Here is a 17447-nt window from a genome sequence, read left to right on the forward strand (position 1 = left end):
GAAACCCATGGATTGGATTAAAACAATAAAAACACTTCCACGCAGAGTCATATTGCCAGTCGCGGTAGGGCTATTAGGAAACTTGCTTCTTCTCAGCCCAGCTCATGCCGCAGAAGATTACGCCATATTCTCTTTAGATTCAGGATTTGAAGAAATATCGATAAACAAAGCAAGGAAGCTGTATAGAGGAAAAACAAAACGACTCGATGGTAAACGTGTAGAACTTTCTGATTGGCCTGAAAACAGCAGCGAACGTGAAGTTTTTTACCAACAACTGCTTGGAAAAAACGCAGCTCAAATGAATGCCCATTGGGCGAGCTTATCCTTCTCAGGTAAAGCTCGTTATCCAAGAGAGATTAAATCGGCGTCCACCGAAACCTTGGTTGACTGGCTTGATGACAAGCCCAATCGAATTGGGTACGCCCCGCTCTCGACGCTCCCTGAAAATGCCAATGTTCTATACGTTATAAGCTCGGAGAAATAATATGAAAAAAATAATTACGTCAGTGCTATGTGCTTCAATTGCCTCTCCGGCTTTCGCTATTATTGAACTTACCGATAATTTTTCGTTAAGCGGATTTGGTTCTACTTCTTGGGCAACATCAGATAACGATTCCCCTTTAATCATCAACCGTGGTTTTACCGATGAAAATTGTTATGACTGTGATACCACCTTGGGGGTCCAGCTTGACTACTTCTACAACTCATTTAAAGCTTCCGTGCAAGTTGTCAAACCACCCCAATATGATTGGAGTGACCCACAACTCGAGTGGGCTTATCTTGGCTATGAGTTTAATAACTTTGATGTGAGTATTGGTCGTCTAAGGCTTCCTCTGTTTTTAGCTTCTGAATACTATTATGTTGGTCAAGCCTATATGACGGCAAGACCACCGACAGAGGTGTATAACAGCGTTCTTGGTATTACCGCTTTCAACGGTGTCAAAGTGAGTTGGACTCATGATGTAACCGATGAAGCTACCCTACAACTCTCTCCATTTGTCGGAATCAAAGATAAGAATGAAGTAGAGTTCAATTCGACAACCGAGCTGGAATTCGAAACAAATCGAATGTTTGGTGCAAACCTTCAATTAAGTGGTGATAACTATCGTTGGAACTTATCTTTCCTTGATTCAAATTTCGATCAAACGACAAAAATTAAAAACGTTGGCACGCTTCCAACAGCAGACAACCAACACATCCAACTTTGGTCGCTAGGCGCTGAATATGAATTTGGCCAAGCGGTATTGGCGAGCGAAGGTCAAATCAGTGACGTTTCTTCATCCATGTACGCCAGCCTAGGTTACCATTTAGGAGCATTTACACCTTACGTAGTATACGGCGCGCAATTTAACGCCAATGAGCACTTAGAAGGGAATAGCTACTTAGTTGGTGTAGATTACGACTTGATGTCAAATATATCTATCAATGGTGAAATGCAATTCTTCGAAGCTCGTAGGTCAAACGGTGCCTTTATTGACGCCCCTAAAACCGATAAAGATGCATTGCTCTACACCATCATGTTGAGTTTTGTTTTTTAGCTCGAATTCAAATCGATGGTCACTTGCAGCAATTAAGATCCAAAAAAGCCAGTCGAATATTCGACTGGCTTTCTCAATAACGGTTTATCAGCTTACCATTAACCCATCTAAAGATTATGAGCTTGGCGCGACTCGTTTCTCTTTCAACTGTTCAATAACATAATCAGGAGCCACTTTACCTAGCTCACCCAAGCAATCATCTGTTTTTTCATTGCCATAGCGTACATAAATATCGCATACCGCGTATAACTGTTCTGGAGAGCCAGAGATCAAATACGCTTTCTCGAACGATTTAGTCGATTTGTCGATATCCAGCTCTTCTTGTAGTACCCCATTCAAGTACCAGTAATAGCTGTTATCTTTTGCAAGTTCTGCTGCTACTTCAATCTCGTGGGCTGCTGCTGTTTTGTCTTCAAGGCGAACCAAAGTTAATGATTTAGAATAGTGCATCGCTGCATTGTCCGGTACATTCTTCAAACCACGATCCAATAGCTCGACCGCTTGTTGATCTTTATTCTGAACTCGGAAGTTGTCCGCGTAGCTCAACCAAACTTGTGGGTCTCTGGGATGAGTGTTGATGAGCTCCAGATAAACCGTTTCCGCCTTATCCCACTCGTTGTGCCAGCGAAGAACATCAGCAAACAACAGTTGAAATTTTTCAGATTCTTGCGTTTCCAAGAAGCTAATCAACTCTTGTACCGGTGGTTCAATTTGCGCTTTTTGTTGGTCATCTAACGTATTAAAGTCACGAATCAGATTTGACGCTGCCGTGTGACGAACCATGGTATCGATGTCTTTTAGCAGCGGGGAAATTAACGCCCAACGATGCTCAAGTTGGTAAGGTTCAGAACCGATAACTGCCGCTTCACGAACTTCAGGGTTTTGATCTTTCAAACCTCTTGCCACCGCCACCAGCGCATTTTGGCTTGGGTATGAAGCAAGCGCTTGCAGTGCACCAGTACGATTTTCAACAGATTGATTCTGGTCTTGTGCCATGTAAGACAACTGTTGAATGCGGGTTTGAGTGTCCGTCATTTCAAGCACTTGATTGATATTTTGTGCTGGCGCGTCAACCGTTTTTTGAACGCTATTCGCAGCCATCGCAGACGTTGAAATCAATGTGGACGTTGAAACCAATAAAGCAACAGCCGTCGCTAAACTCTTCTTCATCATAGTATTACCTTAAACTGGAGAACTTAGCCTGTCCTTAGACTCGTATCTGATTAAATTTATCTTGGACCTGTTGATCCAAAGAACGAGTTAAAACTTGGTCTCGAACATAGCTTGTTGCGCCTGTTTTGCTCGATGCGCCATCAATGCTGAGTCGCTGAATTTGCCGTGAGCAACCGGATGCCCCATCGCACGAGCGATGTAGGCCATCGACTTATCGACATGAGAAAAGAACTTATGCCAACCTGCACATAAGTAGTTCAAACCCGGTTCGCCTGCACGAGTTTTGATAAAGCGGTTCTTAGGACACTCACCATGACAAGCGAACTTGTAATCACATTGCTGACATTGACTGGTCAGTGTGCGTGATTTAGCAAAACCAAACTTTTGCTGTGGTGCGCTGTACGCCAAATCATCAAGTTTCTCGTGATGAATATTGCCAATTTTGTACTCAGGGTAAACATAGTGGTCGCATGAGAAAACATCGCCATTTGGCTCCATTGCCAAGCCCTTTCCGCATATCTCATTCAAGGTACACAGTGGGTTCGGACGCCCAATCCATGTTTCTACGCTCGCTTCAAAATACTGAACAAAGACCTTGCCGATATCGTTCTTAGCCCACTCATCAAACACAGAAATAAGGAAGTTACCCCAAGCCAAGTCCGACACACACCACGATTCCATGATCGAATCTTTATGGCCGGGGATCAGGCGTTTGTCGCCTTGTTTTAGCTGCTCACTCACTTGGGATGTTTGTGGCGCAACCGTTCTAAAGGTTTTCTGTTCAACGATAGGAATAAACTGCATTTGTGGAGACTTCACCACATCACGTAGGAAGCGATACACCTCAAGTGCATTTTGACTGGTGAGGTTATTCACACAAGTCAACGTTGCAAATTTAACTTGATGTTTGTGCAGCAACTCAACCGCCGCCATCACTTGTTTGAATGTGCCACGGCCTGCTCTATTAACACGATACGCATTGTGCAGCATTTCAGGGCCATCAATACTCAAGCCAATCAGGAAGTTATTCTTTGCTAAGAATCGGCCCCAATCGTCATTCAGCAGTGTGCCATTGGTTTGTAGATCATTTGAAATCAACACACCTTCAGGCTGGTACTTTTTTTGTAGCTCAACCACTCTTTCAAAGTACGCTAAACCCAGCATAGTTGGCTCGCCGCCCTGCCATGAGAAGATAATTTCAGGCGTGTTTTGACCTTCGATATATTGTCGGATGTAGGTTTCTAGCGTCTCATCATCCATTCTTGGAGAACTGCCTTTCTTGTACTCCAACAAATCTTGCTTACTTAGGTAATAACAATATTTACAGTCGATGTTGCACGCTGCGCCAATTGGCTTAGCCATAACATGCAAGCGTTTAGACGCTTTACCATTGTATTGTGGACCTTGAGTAATGTGCATGATTTATCTACCTATCTTAGTGTCTGTAGCCATCATAATGCCTATTTCAATCAGTGGCATGTTATACCCTTTATAACCAATAGGAATGACCTTAAACGTTAAAATTGCCCTCTATTTCGAACATTCGAGGCACGTGATGAAATTTTTCAATTACAAACAATTAGCGGCGATCAGCAGCGTCACCATGACTATTTTCCTAAGCGGCTGTGCGAGCGTGCCTACACACCCTATCGCCCAACAAATCGACCAAGAGATGGTGCTAGTTGAAGGTGGTACATTCACCATGGGTTCGAACGATCCTGAAGCGACCAAAGCAGAACGACCAGCGCGAGATATAACTGTAGATAGTTTCTACATTGCGAAGTTTGAGGTGACTCAAGAATTGTTCGAATCGGTGATGGGCTCATCTCTCAGTTATTTCCAAAACCCACAAGTTCCGGTCAATAACTTAAGTTGGCAACAGGCGAACTACTTCGTTGAACAATTGAACGAACTTACAGGTGAAGAATACCGTCTGCCGACTGAAGCTGAATGGGAATTTGCAGCGAAAGGTGGCAACAAGAGCAAAGGCTATACTTACAGTGGTTCCAATAACTTAGATGATGTTGCGTGGTACTCAGCAAATTCTAAAAATAGCGCACATCCAGTCGGGCTAAAGAAGCCAAATGAACTAGGCTTATATGACATGACCGGAAACGTGGGTGAGTTTGTGATTGATGCCTTCGATGACACCTTCTACCGATTCGGTCCAACAGACAATCCTAACAACGCAAAACACAGCGACGTTGGTTTATCACATAAATCGGTTCGCGGTGGCAGCTTTGCTTATGACGAAAACGAATCTGAAAGTTACCGTCGCGACTTCGCAAGCCAATCGATCACTATGTCAGATATGGGGCTGCGTTTAGTTAAAGACACGAACTAGATAAAGCTGTGAGCTAGTTGAAGAATGAACTAACTAAAGATGCCAATGGTTATGAATCAACAACCTTCACAAGCAATACTAAAATACGACTTGCACTATACACACATTAGAAATTTGACACACGTTAGAAATCTGACCAAACGTTAGAACTCTGCGGCAACGCTGAATAAGGAACTTCTATGCAATACACCAAGCTTTCAGGACTTACACTCGCGTTACTCTGTGCCTTCCCTGTCTCAGCAGCAGAGAAGCCAAATCTAGTCCTTCAAATCACGGTAGATGGCCTGCGCGCAGATCTTATCGAACGATATAAGCACAACTTCGGTGAAGGTGGTTTCCGGTACTTAATGGATGACGGTACTTACTACACCAACGCGAACTATCAACATGGCAACACGGAAACGATCGTGGGCCATGTGTCGCTTGCAACCGGCGCTCCACCGAGCGTACACGGCATGGTAGGTAACGTTTGGTATGACCGTAGCGAAGAACGTTTGGTGTATAACGTAGAAGACGGTAACTACAAAATGTTGACCTCTGGTGCGGGTGTCGATAAAGCAACTGAGATCGACCCAACTCAGAAGACAGCACAAGGTGATGGGCGATCTCCAGAGCCTATACTTGCCACCACGTTTGGTGACGAGCTGACAATTTCCAATAGTGGCAAATCAAAAGTATTCGGTGTATCCGTGAAAGACCGCGGCGCAATCTCATTGGCGGGACACAGTGGTAAAGCCTTCTGGTTCTCCAAAGCGCAATCTGAGTTTGTCACCAGCAACTATTACTACGACGAATATCCAGATTGGGTATCACGTTGGAACGAGAAAGCGATTGCTGCAGAGTACTCGAAACAGAAGTGGGATCTCTCATTACCACGTGAGAAGTACACGCTGCAAGAGCACGATACCGAACACAAAGTGAAACTCGGTGATTTCCAACGCACCTTCCCTCACCCATACGGCCCCGCGAGTTACAAGTACTACAGCACAACGCTAACCGTCAGCCCAGCTGGCGATGAGATTACAGAGAACTTTGCAAGTACACTGTTGATGCAAGAGAAGCTAGGCCAAGGTGACGTGACCGATTACCTGTCTGTAAGTTTCTCATCAAACGACTACGTGGTGCACTTATACGGCCCTGAAAGCCTAGAGACAGAAGACAACCTTATCAGACTTGATAAGACGATCGCCAAGCTTCTTAAAACCGTTGATCACCAAGTCGGACTAAAGAATACACTAATTGTGTTGTCTGCCGACCACGGTGTACCTGAATCTTCACCTGCGGCAAATGCGCTTGGCTTCAATCAAGCTCAATACTTCAATAAAGACACACTGCTCTCGAGTGGCGTAGAGCAAAGGTTGAAGGATGAGTTTGGTTTATCCAAAGACGCAATACGCTTGTACGCACAGCCTTATATTTATCTGAATCACGATTTAATCGCAGAGAAGAAACTTGACCTAGCTAAAGTACAGGAAGCGATCGCCGATGAAATAGCGAAAGTGAAGGGAGTGGCGTTTGCCGTATCAAGCAGTGATATCGCGGCAAACCGAGTACCTGATACTCATGTAATGCAGCTCATTAAGAACAACTACCACCCAGCTCGTTCTGGCGATGTGTATGTGGTATTTGCTCCACGTAGCTACATTAACGACATGGAAGGCCTTCAAATCGCCTCGACTCATGGCTCGCCATGGAAGTACGATACACATGTCCCTGTCATCTTCGCAGGCTACGACGTTGAAGCTCAGAAAATCTCGCGTGCAATCACGCCATACGACATTGCACCAACGCTTTCGAATAAACTGGGTATCACTCAACCAAGTGGTTCAATTGGAGAAGTTCTCCAAGAAATTACCGAATAAAAGATGTCATTGAGGTTTCTTAGTTTTAATGTCGAAACCCACACCAAGTAAAAGAGCCACTTATCAATTCAGACTGATTCAGTCAAAACAGATAAGCGGCTCTTTTTGATTGCCTGTTGTTAGGTCGAAATCCAATCAACGTATGTCAGTGCTAGGAATAACGGCTATTCACACAAACATTTTCCATTAAACTCCCTTTAAAGGTTAACTTGATATGTCTTTTGCTGCCGCTTTGATCTTAGCCCGCAACCACTTGTGGCTAGGTTCATTAGTGCGACTCGGGTGCCAAATCATACACATATCGAGGTCTTCCAATTCGAATGGCAGTGGTAGTGTTTTAACCGCGTACTTTTCAGAAAAACAACGCACCGATGACATAGGTAACACTCCGATGTAATCAGAGCCCTCAATAACTGGAAGCATCTCAACAACACCCGCAGCACGATAGACTATTCTTCGTTTTTCAAGGTCACTGTAGTGTTCAGAACTCAATAAGCTTTTACGTGCATGCCAACGAGATACAACCACATGCTCAACTGATAAGAACTGCTCCATATCAATCGTATCACCAATCGTAGGATGGTCTTTGCGGCAAACGACCACCAGCTCCTCTTTAGAAATCACCTCATGCTTGAGCATGGTTCTTCCTTTAGGTGTCATATCGATAATAACATCATGTCTTTGAAGCCTTAAATCAGACTCGTAATCTTCCGTAAATAGAGGGTGAATTTCTAACGCGATACCAGGTGCAACTTGGCTGATTAACTGCATCACTCTTGGCATCATTTCGTAGCTCGCCGCCGAGACGCAGGCAATTGAATACACGCGCCCTGAAGTTTTGGGGTCGAAATCTCTTGATGCGGATAAGGTAGACGTAAAGTTTTTTAGCGCAGCGGCCATTGCCGGGTAGATATCAATAGCGAATGTGGTTGGCTCTACGCCTGATGTGGTTCGGTGAAACAGTGGCTCGTCATAGATATCTCGCAACCGTGCAAGCGCTTTGCTCACAGCAGGTTGGCTTATATCCATGCGATTAGCAGCCCTAGATAAGTTCTGCTCTTCATAGATAGCAACAAATATAGGAATTAAATTGAGTTCGGTGCTTTTCATACAGTTCCATATTAAAGAAGCAGGTCCCCTATAGTAGAGAGCCTGCCGATTTTGTTCGATGCGAATGACTAAAGTTTGCTACTTAGTTCTATCTTTTAAGTCTGGCAAGGCTTTAGGGATTTTCAAGCGGTCGAAAATTGAACGAGAATTGCTTGAGTTTGATGTGTCATTGGGTAAGTTACGTAACCCTCTCCACAAACGAGTAAATACGTTTTTGTCTTCTCGCCCTTGTTGGAGGGATTCACTGTCTTCTATCCAACGCTTTTGTTCGTTCGCTTTACCCAGTTGCTCTTTACTTAGCTGCGCTTTATCCAGCTCTAGCTGAGAGGTTTCGTTTCGTAATTGACGATAGATAAAGGTTCTCAATGCGGGCCAATTATTTTGCTTAAGCAAACGACGCAATACCAACCAACTTGGTGTTGGTCGATTTTTGTAATAGCGCTTCGCCGCAACGAATAACATGCCACATAAGACCACTGCCAAACCAATGTTTATAAAGACCGACATGTAAGCTTTGATGAAGGATTGGAATGTGTGTTTTGCTTCAAACACTTCGCCTTTTATTACCACGCTCTCAAGACGCTGTTTTTTGCTGTCCCACCACTGGAATGTGAACTCCGGTAAGGTAAACTCACCACCTTGCTGAATCACATAAACCGTCTCTTCAATTCTACTGGAACGGTAGTCACCACGTTCTTGTGTGTCATCTAAACGATTAGGTTGCGGGTAAGCTTGATATTGCTGTGTCGATTCATTGGTCAACACATTGGGAAGTAACACCGACAAACTGTCTTTCGCTTTGATGGTCACGGTTCGAGTAACCGCATCACCCACTTTTAAGTCTTCGCTCGAACGTTGCCATTGCTGCTCAACATCCACGTCTGTCGCTGAAAACCAAGGCGATTCATCGCTTAACAAACCAGACGGTAATGAGGCTTCAAACTTAATCGGCTGCGTATAAAGCGTGCCACCAACGTTTGACCCATCAGGAGCTGACACTTGAATACGAACCGGTACGGTTGGAATCACAAACTCGCCAGAAGTCATCGGATAAAGCGTCACTTCCCAACGTTGACGCGACCATGTAGTGCCATTGACCCGTTCCGTGTAATTAGTCGCGAGTTGGTTACGTTGCTTAGCGATCACGTTAGGGATTTCGATACTGCCGATTCGAGTCCCTCCCGTTAACCAACGCGGCGTCGCCACCTCAATATTCAGAATTACCTGCTCATTAACGCTCACTTTAGTCGGCGTTATCTTATCGCCTGACTTCGGTTTGTCTCCAACCCAAGCGATCAGTTCAACATCACCACTCTTCTGCAGATCATAGATATCCGTCGCAGAAGCAAGTGTAGGGAAAACAGTGCTAATCAATAGAACCATCGACACAAGCAAGGTCTTGGTTAGTTTAAAGGATTCTGAGCGCCCTACCTTTACTTGAATCAATTCAAGAGCTAAATCATGTCGACTCATTGGGTTTGCTCCTGTTTTGGCGTCTGTTCTTGTTTTCGCATCTGCTCGATCGAAGGCGCAGGATCTCTTAACTGAATTTGGAATTTGGATTTCAAGAAGAACTTAGGATCGGCTTCTACTCGCTTCAACCACTTGTCGGCAAGCTCTTGGCTACCCAAAATCTCATTCGCGTTAAGTGTTTCCTTAAGCATCAATTCCGCTACCGTTTCCTCGTCTGCACCATCACCCGTGCGCGGCTGGTCGTCATCTAATTCTAAAGATTCTTCAGGGCCATCAGTTGTGCCTGATTGGCTTTCACTGGTGCGATTAACCTCTTCGACAATGCCACTAAGCACAGCAAGATTGTTCTCCACATCCGTTCTTAGTTCTGGTGACAGACCCTCTTTCTCGCTTAATGACTTCAAAAGGTCTCGCGCGGCAAGGTATTCTCGCTGTCGAGCTAAAGCACTCGCGGCGTTATACAAACCAAGATCTGTTTTGGTTTGTAAAAAGGCACTGTGAGCTAACTTAAAATCACGAGCATAGTAGTAAGCCGCGCCCTTTCGCATTGGGTCAGTAAAATGTTTTGCCGCTTCAAGGTATTCCTTCTGGTTCAACAGGCGTTGACCTTGCTGGTCGGGCGTTAACCATAAATCCCACCACCATTGGGCTGTTTTATCCCAAACCGTAACCGACTCCACCACAACGGGTTTCTCAGCAGTTAAGTTGACTGTTTTCGCAAAAGTGCTTGGTGAATAAATGCTGCCCGAAATCACTAGACCAACGACACACCACTGCACCAGCCATCCTTTTCTGAACCACAACAACATGATAATCGCCATTGGGATAAGCAAGCCATAGCCCATGTCTTTCCAAGGCATTGAAGATTCGCCGTTGAGCTGCATGTTTCTTTCAACCGCTCTGTTCAGTTGTTGGATATCCGAATCATCAACGGTCACCTCAACCACTCGTCCACCCGTCTTACTCGCTAAGTTACGCAGTGAATCTAGGTCGACTGGGTTATCGCTCACCACATTACTGTTTCCTGCGGCTAGAATGAGCAACTGATACGGATTGTCGTTAAAGAAACTCTCGTACGCCCTAATGGTGCTTGGGTTGACACCATCTGATACCAGCAGTACAGAAGAGCCTAACTCACCAGACAGTTGTTGATTAATCAATGGCAGTGCTTCTTCTGCTGACTTACCTGATACCGGCATGATATCGGGTGTGATAGCCGCTAGAAACGGTTCGAATACCTTGCTGTCTTGAGTAACGGGCATCGCGACGTGTGCGCTGCCTGCGTAAACAACTAAGCCCGTATTACCGCCTTTCCGAGCTGCTAATAAGTCTCTAATCTTCTGCTTAGATCGTTCCAAGCGACTCGGTGGTAAGTCTTTAGCGAGCATAGATTCACTGTTATCAAGCACAACCAACATCGACGCTTTGTCTTCACCAAAAGGCGAAGCCTCACGTTGCCATGTTGGGCCAGAACAGATAATGATGGCGATAGTTACAATCACCACCAATAGCTTCAATGGCAGCTGCCTACGCCAGCCTGTTTCACCAATGGTCAATGCATCACGTAAGTGTGCAGGTAGAATGTCTTTCCACGTTGGTTTGGTCTCTTCTCTCCAACGAACCCATAACAGGAAGAACATCGGAATAAAGGCCAACAACCACAAAGGTCGGATAAAATGAAACTGGGTAAAGAACTGTTGCAGAGTGAGAGAATCAGGCATCATCCTCTCCTTTCAATTTTTTAGTTTTAGAAGCCAAAAGCGACCTTCTACGTAAAGTCGCCAGACTAAAGGCAGTCAGATACATCACAACAACAATCGCCATTAAGTAATGGTGCAGCCCCTGTTTAGGGCGATAAGTGGTACTTTCATATAATTGTGGTTCTAGCTCACCAATCTGAGCGTAGGCTTTGGTAAGTTCGTCGCGGTTAAGTGCCTCAAAGGCTTCACCACCGGATTCTTGCGCTACTCGTTTGATGGTTTCCATATCCAACGCCACTTCTCCCACGGTTTGAGGATCACCCATGGCGATAACGTGAATACGAACGCCTTTCGCCTTGGCGACTTTGGCGGCATCAATCGGTTCAACAAAGCTTCCGGTGTCATTACCGTCGGTTAATACGATCACGACTTTCTCTTTCACGTTGGCATCAACACTTGAATCTTGAACGGCAGCACTTTGCTTCTCACTTTGCTCAAACACCTTAATCGCAAGACCAATCGCATCACCTAAGTGCGTGCTTTGCCCTGCCATCGCGACATCGGTTTGATTAAGCAGTTCAAGCCATACATCTTGGTCGGCGGTAAATGGCGTTTGTACAAACGCTGCATCACCAAACAAGATCAAACCGAGTCGGTCCCCTTTTCTGGTTTTCGCGAAATCGGCTAACACCTCTTTGGTCGCATCTAAGCGAGAGATTTTATCCCCTTGTTTAGACGTAAAATCTTGTTCAGCCATTGAGCCAGACAAATCGACAACCACCATCACGTCGCGACCTAATTGTTCACGAACTTGTGGCTCACCAAGAATGGTAGGTTTCGCTAATGCGCAGATCACTAATACCCAGGTAATGATCAGCGTAGTGCGTTGCCACCAGCTTGGTGTTAATTGGCTTGCACCTTCTGATGGAGCCTCGCCAATCGCTTCAACCAACTCACTGAAAAATGGCACCTTGATGGCCATTTGTTTAGTGCGATAAGCAGGTACGGCGAAGTAAACGAGTAAAGGCAAAGGTAGTGCGATAAACCACAGTGGGTGCGCAAATTCAAAGCTGGCAGATAAAACATCAAACATTGTCTTGCCCCTCAGCCATTACCTGTACATTCGGCTTGTGAAGTTTTAGCCACATCATCGCGGTTTGAATTACCTCTAATCGCTGTTCAAAGCTCAGACGCACATTAGGGTCAATTAGGCTTTGCATCCATAATTCCGAAACTTCATCGGCAAAGAACGCATTGCTCTTTTCACTCGCGTTAGCGTTAACAGGCAGATAGGCATTCAAACGGTTTACATAAGCTTGGCCAAACAACTTAGCATTGCTGCTGTCTAGGTAGCGAAGCACCACTTTAAGGACTTTAAAGGTTCGTTCGGTTGAGTTCTTGTCTCGTGCATCCAATACCATGAGCTCTTGAAGCGCTTCTTTACGATAACGGTTATTCCACCACCTTAACGCCAAGCGATAAGCCAGATAGATGGCGACCAATAACAGAATAACGCCGAGGATCTTCCAACCAATGGTTTGCGGCATCCAGCTCACGCTCTCGGGAATGGCGACATCGTGCAGATCGCGAAGGATATAAGTACTTGGAGGCGTATGTTCAACGGCCATCTAGCGCCCTCCCACTAGCTTTTGCAGCTGTGAAATGTGATTGCCTGACGTGTCTAATTCGATATAAGGAAGGTTTTTCATCGCCATCAATTTAGCAAGCGACTGTTTCTGGAGTGCCGCTTTTTGGGCAAGGCTTTCACTTGCGAGGTTAACCTTAGATTGGCTATCCAGATTAAGTTGAAAGCGACCATCACCCACCACCCAATTTGCGCTTGCAAGATCTTGAGGCAATGATTGTTCTAATGGATCGGTCACCATAATGGCTAAGATATCGTTGTGTTGTTGCAGTTGCTTTAGTCGGTCAAGATGTTGCTCTTGGCAATCTCGCCAATCACTAATAAAGATTAAGGTCGACTGCTTTAATCTCATGCGTTTGATCAGTTCAATCCACTGGCTAAACCCAACACCTTCGCTGTCGCTCACACTGACACCTAAGCTTTGATTGGCTTTGGTGAGGTGTTTTAGTTGAGCCAATAAGTCCGATTGAGAACGCTGCGCTTTGGTATGAAAGAGCTTTTGGTGTGAAGCTAAAACGAAGCCGACACGGTCACCATCTTTCAGCACTCGCCATCCACACAATGCTGCGACTTCGGCGGCCACAACAGATTTCATAGTGTTTTGAGAAGCAAAGAACATCGAGCTGCGCTGATCAACACAGATCATCACATTACGGTCTTTCTCTTCGGTATAACTACGAACATGAGGTTTGCCTGTTCGCATCGTGACTTTCCAATCGAGATTACGAATGTCATCACCAAGTTGGTAGTGACGTAGCTCCTCGAAGTTCAAACCTCGACCTCGGAACAATGAGTTGTGTCTACCCGACAGCACGCTGCCCGCCTTTAGATGAGGCAGTAGCGAAAACGACTCAGCTTGAGCCTGAATTCGCACTAACCTTGAGTAATCACAATACAGTCGTGGATCAAGGCCTTGCGGTTTGGGAGCTTGTGTTGGCTTCGCCATGACGCTCCCTTGTTATCCGATCTCAACATTATCAAGCAGCTCTTCAACCACTCTTTGATGGTCAACACCATCGGCCAATGCGTCATAAGACAACGAGAATCGATGTCCTAGTACGGTGGGTAGCATTGCACGCACATCATCTAACGTGACGTGGTCACGCCCCTGTAGCCACGCATAAGCGCGGGCACATTTATCTAACGAGATTGACGCTCGTGGGCTTGAACCAATCTCTATCCATTTAGACAAATTTGATTCTGGGTAACGCTCTGGCTTACGAGTCGCCATAACCAAAGCCACAATGTAGTTTTCGACTAAATCAGAAACCGTAATATCAGGAAGCTGGCGACGTGCTTCAAGCACTAATTCAGGATCGATGTGTTGCGGTGTGACTAGCTCTGAGCTCGTTTCGCTGCCTAACTCTTCACTACGCACCAATCTAATAATGTCGCGTTCCGCTTCGTCTTCTGGGTAGTCGACCGTCACTTTCATGATGAAACGGTCCATCTGCGCCTCAGGTAGCGGATATGTACCTTCTTGTTCAACCGGGTTTTGAGTCGCCAAGACCATGAACAAGTCAGGAAGGATGTGAGTTTGACCACCCACCGTAATCGTCCCTTCTGCCATCGCTTCAAGCAGAGCAGCCTGTACTTTTGCGGGCGCACGGTTCACTTCATCGGCCAGAACGATGCTATTAAAAATAGGACCCGGTTGGAAATGCAGCTGAGGCTTGCCATCAAGCTCTTGATACACTTCTGTACCGGTTACATCTGATGGCAGCAGGTCAGGCGTAAACTGAATTCGACCAAAACTGGTGTTCAGTAGGTTCGCCAGCGATTTCACTGAACGAGTTTTCGCTGTACCGGGAAGTCCCTCTAAAAGCACATGCCCATTAGTCAATAACCCTATCACCAGAGCCCGAACGACGTGGCTCTGACCGATAACACTTTTCTCTGTTTGTTCAATCAGTTGGTTTATTGCTTGTTGTGCATGGTTCATAGGTCTTCCCTTAATTCAATCTGGCTGCGTACATCCTACTCACAAGCCCCATAACTATTAGTTATACACGTGATAATTGTTCATCAGCGCGATAAATTATAAACGTGATAATTGCTCATAAGCGCGATAATTGGTTACAAGCGGAATAAGCAGCAAGCACAATAGCCAAACTCACCTCATCGCTTTATTCAAACTTAGCTTTCAATTGGTTAATGGCCTCCGGCGGTGCCACTTTGCTCAGTGATGAAATACATTGCTCAAACGCCTTTGGTACGCCCGGTATATGGCTGTTTCGCGCCAACACTTCACACTGGGCATACAGGTGCTGTGGGTTACGGCTAAATTGGTAAGCCTTGTGCAATGATTTACTTGCCGCAAGCACATCAGACTTCTCCAAAGCCAATCCGTACACATACCAATATTGTGGGTCAGTTTGCGCAGTTTCAGCGGCTTGTTTAAGGTAGTCGGTTGCTTGGTCGTAATCTTTCACACGAAGCAGAGATAATCCTGCGCTGTATGGCAATACACTCGATTTCGGCTGAGCTTTAATACCTTGCTTCAATGTCGACAACGCTTTTGCTTCGTTACCTTGCGCTCGATACAAATCAGCCAAGTTGGCATAGCTGTTCTCGAAGTAAGGCTCAATGTCGATAGCGCCTAGATAAAACTCAATCGCTTTGTCGTGTTGACCTAAATCTCGGTAAACGTTACCTAGGTTCGTACGACCAAACCCTCTGTCGGCATTAAATTGCTGTATCTCAATGTATTCTTGCAATGCAGGTTTGATTTGATCTTTCTGCAGAGGATTCATTTCTCCCCAGTTACGCACCAACGCACCTGCGGTTTCTGAGCGAATCGACAATACAGGATCTTTCAATAGTGGCTCTAGAATCTGCCAACGATCAGTAAATGGAAAACCTGAGGAACCTTGCACGACGCCTAAACGGATCATCTCATCATCGTGTTTCACTGCTCTTGCCAATGAAATAAGCGTGTTCTTACCCGTGTTGCCACCCAAGCGTTCTAAGCTTGATGCTCGAATGATGTTGCTTAAGCTGGAATCTTGAGCCGAATACGCCAGTGCATCTTCTGCTCCTCTGTGCCCTATTGAATCCGCGTAAAAGGCGACAGCAAAATGTTGTTGGTTGCGATACTTAGAATCTGGGAACCATTTACCGATTTGTTTATCAGCCCACTGGTCGGTTTGATCTTCATGACAGCTAGTACACACGTTCGGCGTTTTAATGTGTTGGCTAATATCAGGACGCGGGATATGCCAACTGTGGTCGCGTCTTGGGTCGACCTCCATGTAAGTCGTCTCTGGCATGTGACAAGTCGTACATTGTGAAGCTTCGGTATTCGCCTCGTGGAAGGTGTGTTTTTCAGGCGTGTACTCTGATGCAATGTGACATTGGCTACACACCGCTTCTTCGGCAATTTTCAGTTCTGCAGTATGTGGATCGTGACAGTTAGTACATGTGACGCCTTTTTCAGCCATCACTGATTGCAAGAAAGATCCGTAAACGTAATCTTCATCGTAGATTTGACCGTCGTTGTGGTAAAGCTCAGGGGTAATCAAGCTCAAGCGATACTTATCGAAGAAAGACCCGTTCACGTGGTCACCCGTTTCATTTAACTGAGTACGCCGGCTGTGGCATTGAGCACAGGTTTGAACTTGGTTGGTATGGATGATGTCTTTTGGTTGCAGGGTTGAGTTGCCCTCTTGGTAGACCCATTCTTTAACCGACTTCGACAAGTCGCGATCAAAGCCATAATGCGCGGAGGCTTGAACATCCTTTTCGCCATTCGCTTTGGCTAACTGGGCCTGCTCAACGTGCTCGCTTGCAGGGCCATGACAGGCTTCACAACCGACATTAATCTCAGACCAAGTAGTGTTATAGGTATTACTCGCGCTGTCGTAGTTTTTCTCTAGGTTCGTTGAGTGGCAATCGGCACACATGAAGTTCCAGTTTTGACCGCTATTGGTCCAGTAGAATTCATCAGTGTTGGTGGTATCCGGGTAGAGGTTAAACCAGCGTTGACCGCCTTCGCCCTCAGTGCGAGAGTCCCAAGCGAAAGGAATCAACTGTACGCGTCCGTCTTCAAACTCAACCATGTACTGTTGTAGAGGTTCAAAGGCGAAGGTATAGCTGATTTTGTAATCTTTGAATTGGCCATCCGGCCCTTCGATGTTGACCCAAAACTCTTCTCCCTTGCGAAAAAAACGGTTGGGCTTTCCTTTATGAGTCACGGTTTGATCGTTGAAATCGCCCAAAACGGACTCATCAGTCGCGTGTTTCATCGCCATATCATGATGAGAGCCTTGCCACGCTTCCACTTCTTCGCTGTGACAGTCAACGCATGCTTCAGAACCAACATACGTAGCCTTGGTAGAGCTGGCATCTAAGGTTTCTGAATCAATAAGCGAAGCTTCAGTCGTCGTCGGAGCTTGTTCATTCGCATACACATTGACACTGAGTGTCGACAACATAGGTAAAGACAACATTGCGGATAATACTGCAACTCGCTGGTGTTTCAATCCGTTCACTAGTGAGCACAACCATGCAGACATAACATTCCTTGTTTTTATACATCCTTATGCTTAATAAGGTAGACGTAAAAACAACGAAATTACAATTATTTAGCGGCAGTGGGCTCGA

Annotated in this window: 14 protein-coding genes; 4 read left to right on the forward strand and 10 right to left on the reverse strand. The window is 45.6% G+C overall.

Annotation, left to right across the window (positions count from 1 at the left end; all coding sequences use genetic code 11):
* Positions 1-7: 7 nt before the first annotated feature.
* Both AB6E08_RS04145 and AB6E08_RS04150 read left to right on the forward strand, forming a co-directional pair.
* Entirely contained in the window at positions 8-484 is a 477-nt protein-coding gene (locus AB6E08_RS04145; protein WP_009844970.1) for a hypothetical protein, read from the forward strand.
* 1 nt (position 485) lies between these two features.
* Positions 486-1538: a sulfate ABC transporter permease gene (locus AB6E08_RS04150; protein WP_372065897.1), complete on the forward strand. Its 1053-nt coding sequence runs from the start codon at positions 486-488 to the stop codon at positions 1536-1538.
* Positions 1539-1652: 114 nt separating this feature from the next.
* Here the strand turns inward: AB6E08_RS04150 and AB6E08_RS04155 are convergent, their stop codons facing one another.
* The gene (locus AB6E08_RS04155; protein ID WP_017099376.1) at positions 1653-2711 is read right to left on the reverse strand and encodes a tetratricopeptide repeat protein; all 1059 of its coding nucleotides are present in this window, start codon (positions 2709-2711) and stop codon (positions 1653-1655) included.
* An 87-nt stretch (positions 2712-2798) separates the two neighbouring features.
* Positions 2799-4130 (reverse strand): anaerobic sulfatase maturase, encoded by a 1332-nt coding sequence (locus AB6E08_RS04160; protein ID WP_372065900.1) that lies wholly within the window; start codon positions 4128-4130, stop codon positions 2799-2801.
* A gap of 136 nt (positions 4131-4266) precedes the next feature.
* Between AB6E08_RS04160 and AB6E08_RS04165 the strand changes: the two genes are divergently transcribed.
* Together AB6E08_RS04165 and AB6E08_RS04170 are read left to right on the forward strand one after the other, a co-directional pair.
* A complete protein-coding gene (locus AB6E08_RS04165; RefSeq protein ID WP_017088127.1) occupies positions 4267-5055 on the forward strand; it encodes an SUMF1/EgtB/PvdO family nonheme iron enzyme in 789 nt (262 codons plus the stop codon).
* A 179-nt stretch (positions 5056-5234) separates the two neighbouring features.
* Positions 5235-6917: an alkaline phosphatase family protein gene (locus tag AB6E08_RS04170; RefSeq protein ID WP_372065903.1), complete on the forward strand. Its 1683-nt coding sequence runs from the start codon at positions 5235-5237 to the stop codon at positions 6915-6917.
* 204 nt (positions 6918-7121) lie between these two features.
* Here the strand turns inward: AB6E08_RS04170 and AB6E08_RS04175 are convergent, their stop codons facing one another.
* The 8 genes from AB6E08_RS04175 to AB6E08_RS04210 all read right to left on the reverse strand — a co-directional run bounded on the left by AB6E08_RS04175 (position 7122) and on the right by AB6E08_RS04210 (position 17359).
* Positions 7122-8027 (reverse strand): LysR family transcriptional regulator, encoded by a 906-nt coding sequence (locus AB6E08_RS04175; protein ID WP_102249225.1) that lies wholly within the window; start codon positions 8025-8027, stop codon positions 7122-7124.
* A 78-nt stretch (positions 8028-8105) separates the two neighbouring features.
* Positions 8106-9500 (reverse strand): BatD family protein, encoded by a 1395-nt coding sequence (locus AB6E08_RS04180; protein ID WP_102249224.1) that lies wholly within the window; start codon positions 9498-9500, stop codon positions 8106-8108.
* Positions 9497-11221 carry a VWA domain-containing protein gene (locus AB6E08_RS04185; RefSeq protein ID WP_372065906.1) on the reverse strand — a complete coding sequence of 575 codons (1725 nt, stop codon included), beginning with the start codon at positions 11219-11221 and terminating at the stop codon, positions 9497-9499. The genes AB6E08_RS04180 and AB6E08_RS04185 overlap by 4 nt, the downstream gene beginning before the upstream one ends.
* Complete coding sequence (locus AB6E08_RS04190; RefSeq protein WP_102249222.1) at positions 11214-12293, reverse strand: VWA domain-containing protein; 1080 nt, start codon at positions 12291-12293, stop codon at positions 11214-11216. Before AB6E08_RS04190 ends, AB6E08_RS04185 begins: the two co-directional genes overlap by 8 nt.
* Positions 12286-12828 (reverse strand): DUF4381 domain-containing protein, encoded by a 543-nt coding sequence (locus tag AB6E08_RS04195; RefSeq protein ID WP_372065909.1) that lies wholly within the window; start codon positions 12826-12828, stop codon positions 12286-12288. The genes AB6E08_RS04190 and AB6E08_RS04195 overlap by 8 nt, the downstream gene beginning before the upstream one ends.
* Positions 12829-13791 carry a DUF58 domain-containing protein gene (locus AB6E08_RS04200; protein WP_050649400.1) on the reverse strand — a complete coding sequence of 321 codons (963 nt, stop codon included), beginning with the start codon at positions 13789-13791 and terminating at the stop codon, positions 12829-12831.
* Between the two features lie 12 nt (positions 13792-13803).
* On the reverse strand, positions 13804-14787 hold the full coding sequence (locus AB6E08_RS04205) for an AAA family ATPase (protein WP_372065912.1): 984 nt from the start codon (positions 14785-14787) through the stop codon (positions 13804-13806).
* A gap of 184 nt (positions 14788-14971) precedes the next feature.
* Entirely contained in the window at positions 14972-17359 is a 2388-nt protein-coding gene (locus AB6E08_RS04210; protein ID WP_372065915.1) for a tetratricopeptide repeat protein, read from the reverse strand.
* Positions 17360-17447: the final 88 nt, after the last annotated feature.

The sequence above is a fragment of the Vibrio sp. 10N.247.310.24 genome (assembly GCF_041467175.1).
Classification (GTDB): domain Bacteria; phylum Pseudomonadota; class Gammaproteobacteria; order Enterobacterales; family Vibrionaceae; genus Vibrio; species Vibrio tasmaniensis_A.

What these genes read in the sequence shown, in the direction of transcription:
- AB6E08_RS04170 (WP_372065903.1), top strand. Translation starts at nt 5,235, where the DNA reads ATGCAATACACCAAGCTTTCAGGACTTACACTCGCGTTACTCTGTGCC.
- AB6E08_RS04205 (WP_372065912.1), bottom strand. Translation starts at nt 14,787, where the DNA reads ATGAACCATGCACAACAAGCAATAAACCAACTGATTGAACAAACAGAG.
- AB6E08_RS04185 (WP_372065906.1), bottom strand. Translation starts at nt 11,221, where the DNA reads ATGCCTGATTCTCTCACTCTGCAACAGTTCTTTACCCAGTTTCATTTT.
- AB6E08_RS04155 (WP_017099376.1), bottom strand. Translation starts at nt 2,711, where the DNA reads ATGATGAAGAAGAGTTTAGCGACGGCTGTTGCTTTATTGGTTTCAACG.
- AB6E08_RS04190 (WP_102249222.1), bottom strand. Translation starts at nt 12,293, where the DNA reads ATGTTTGATGTTTTATCTGCCAGCTTTGAATTTGCGCACCCACTGTGG.
- AB6E08_RS04160 (WP_372065900.1), bottom strand. Translation starts at nt 4,130, where the DNA reads ATGCACATTACTCAAGGTCCACAATACAATGGTAAAGCGTCTAAACGC.
- AB6E08_RS04195 (WP_372065909.1), bottom strand. Translation starts at nt 12,828, where the DNA reads ATGGCCGTTGAACATACGCCTCCAAGTACTTATATCCTTCGCGATCTG.
- AB6E08_RS04175 (WP_102249225.1), bottom strand. Translation starts at nt 8,027, where the DNA reads ATGAAAAGCACCGAACTCAATTTAATTCCTATATTTGTTGCTATCTAT.
- AB6E08_RS04210 (WP_372065915.1), bottom strand. Translation starts at nt 17,359, where the DNA reads ATGTCTGCATGGTTGTGCTCACTAGTGAACGGATTGAAACACCAGCGA.
- AB6E08_RS04200 (WP_050649400.1), bottom strand. Translation starts at nt 13,791, where the DNA reads ATGGCGAAGCCAACACAAGCTCCCAAACCGCAAGGCCTTGATCCACGA.
- AB6E08_RS04150 (WP_372065897.1), top strand. Translation starts at nt 486, where the DNA reads ATGAAAAAAATAATTACGTCAGTGCTATGTGCTTCAATTGCCTCTCCG.
- AB6E08_RS04165 (WP_017088127.1), top strand. Translation starts at nt 4,267, where the DNA reads ATGAAATTTTTCAATTACAAACAATTAGCGGCGATCAGCAGCGTCACC.
- AB6E08_RS04180 (WP_102249224.1), bottom strand. Translation starts at nt 9,500, where the DNA reads ATGAGTCGACATGATTTAGCTCTTGAATTGATTCAAGTAAAGGTAGGG.
- AB6E08_RS04145 (WP_009844970.1), top strand. Translation starts at nt 8, where the DNA reads ATGGATTGGATTAAAACAATAAAAACACTTCCACGCAGAGTCATATTG.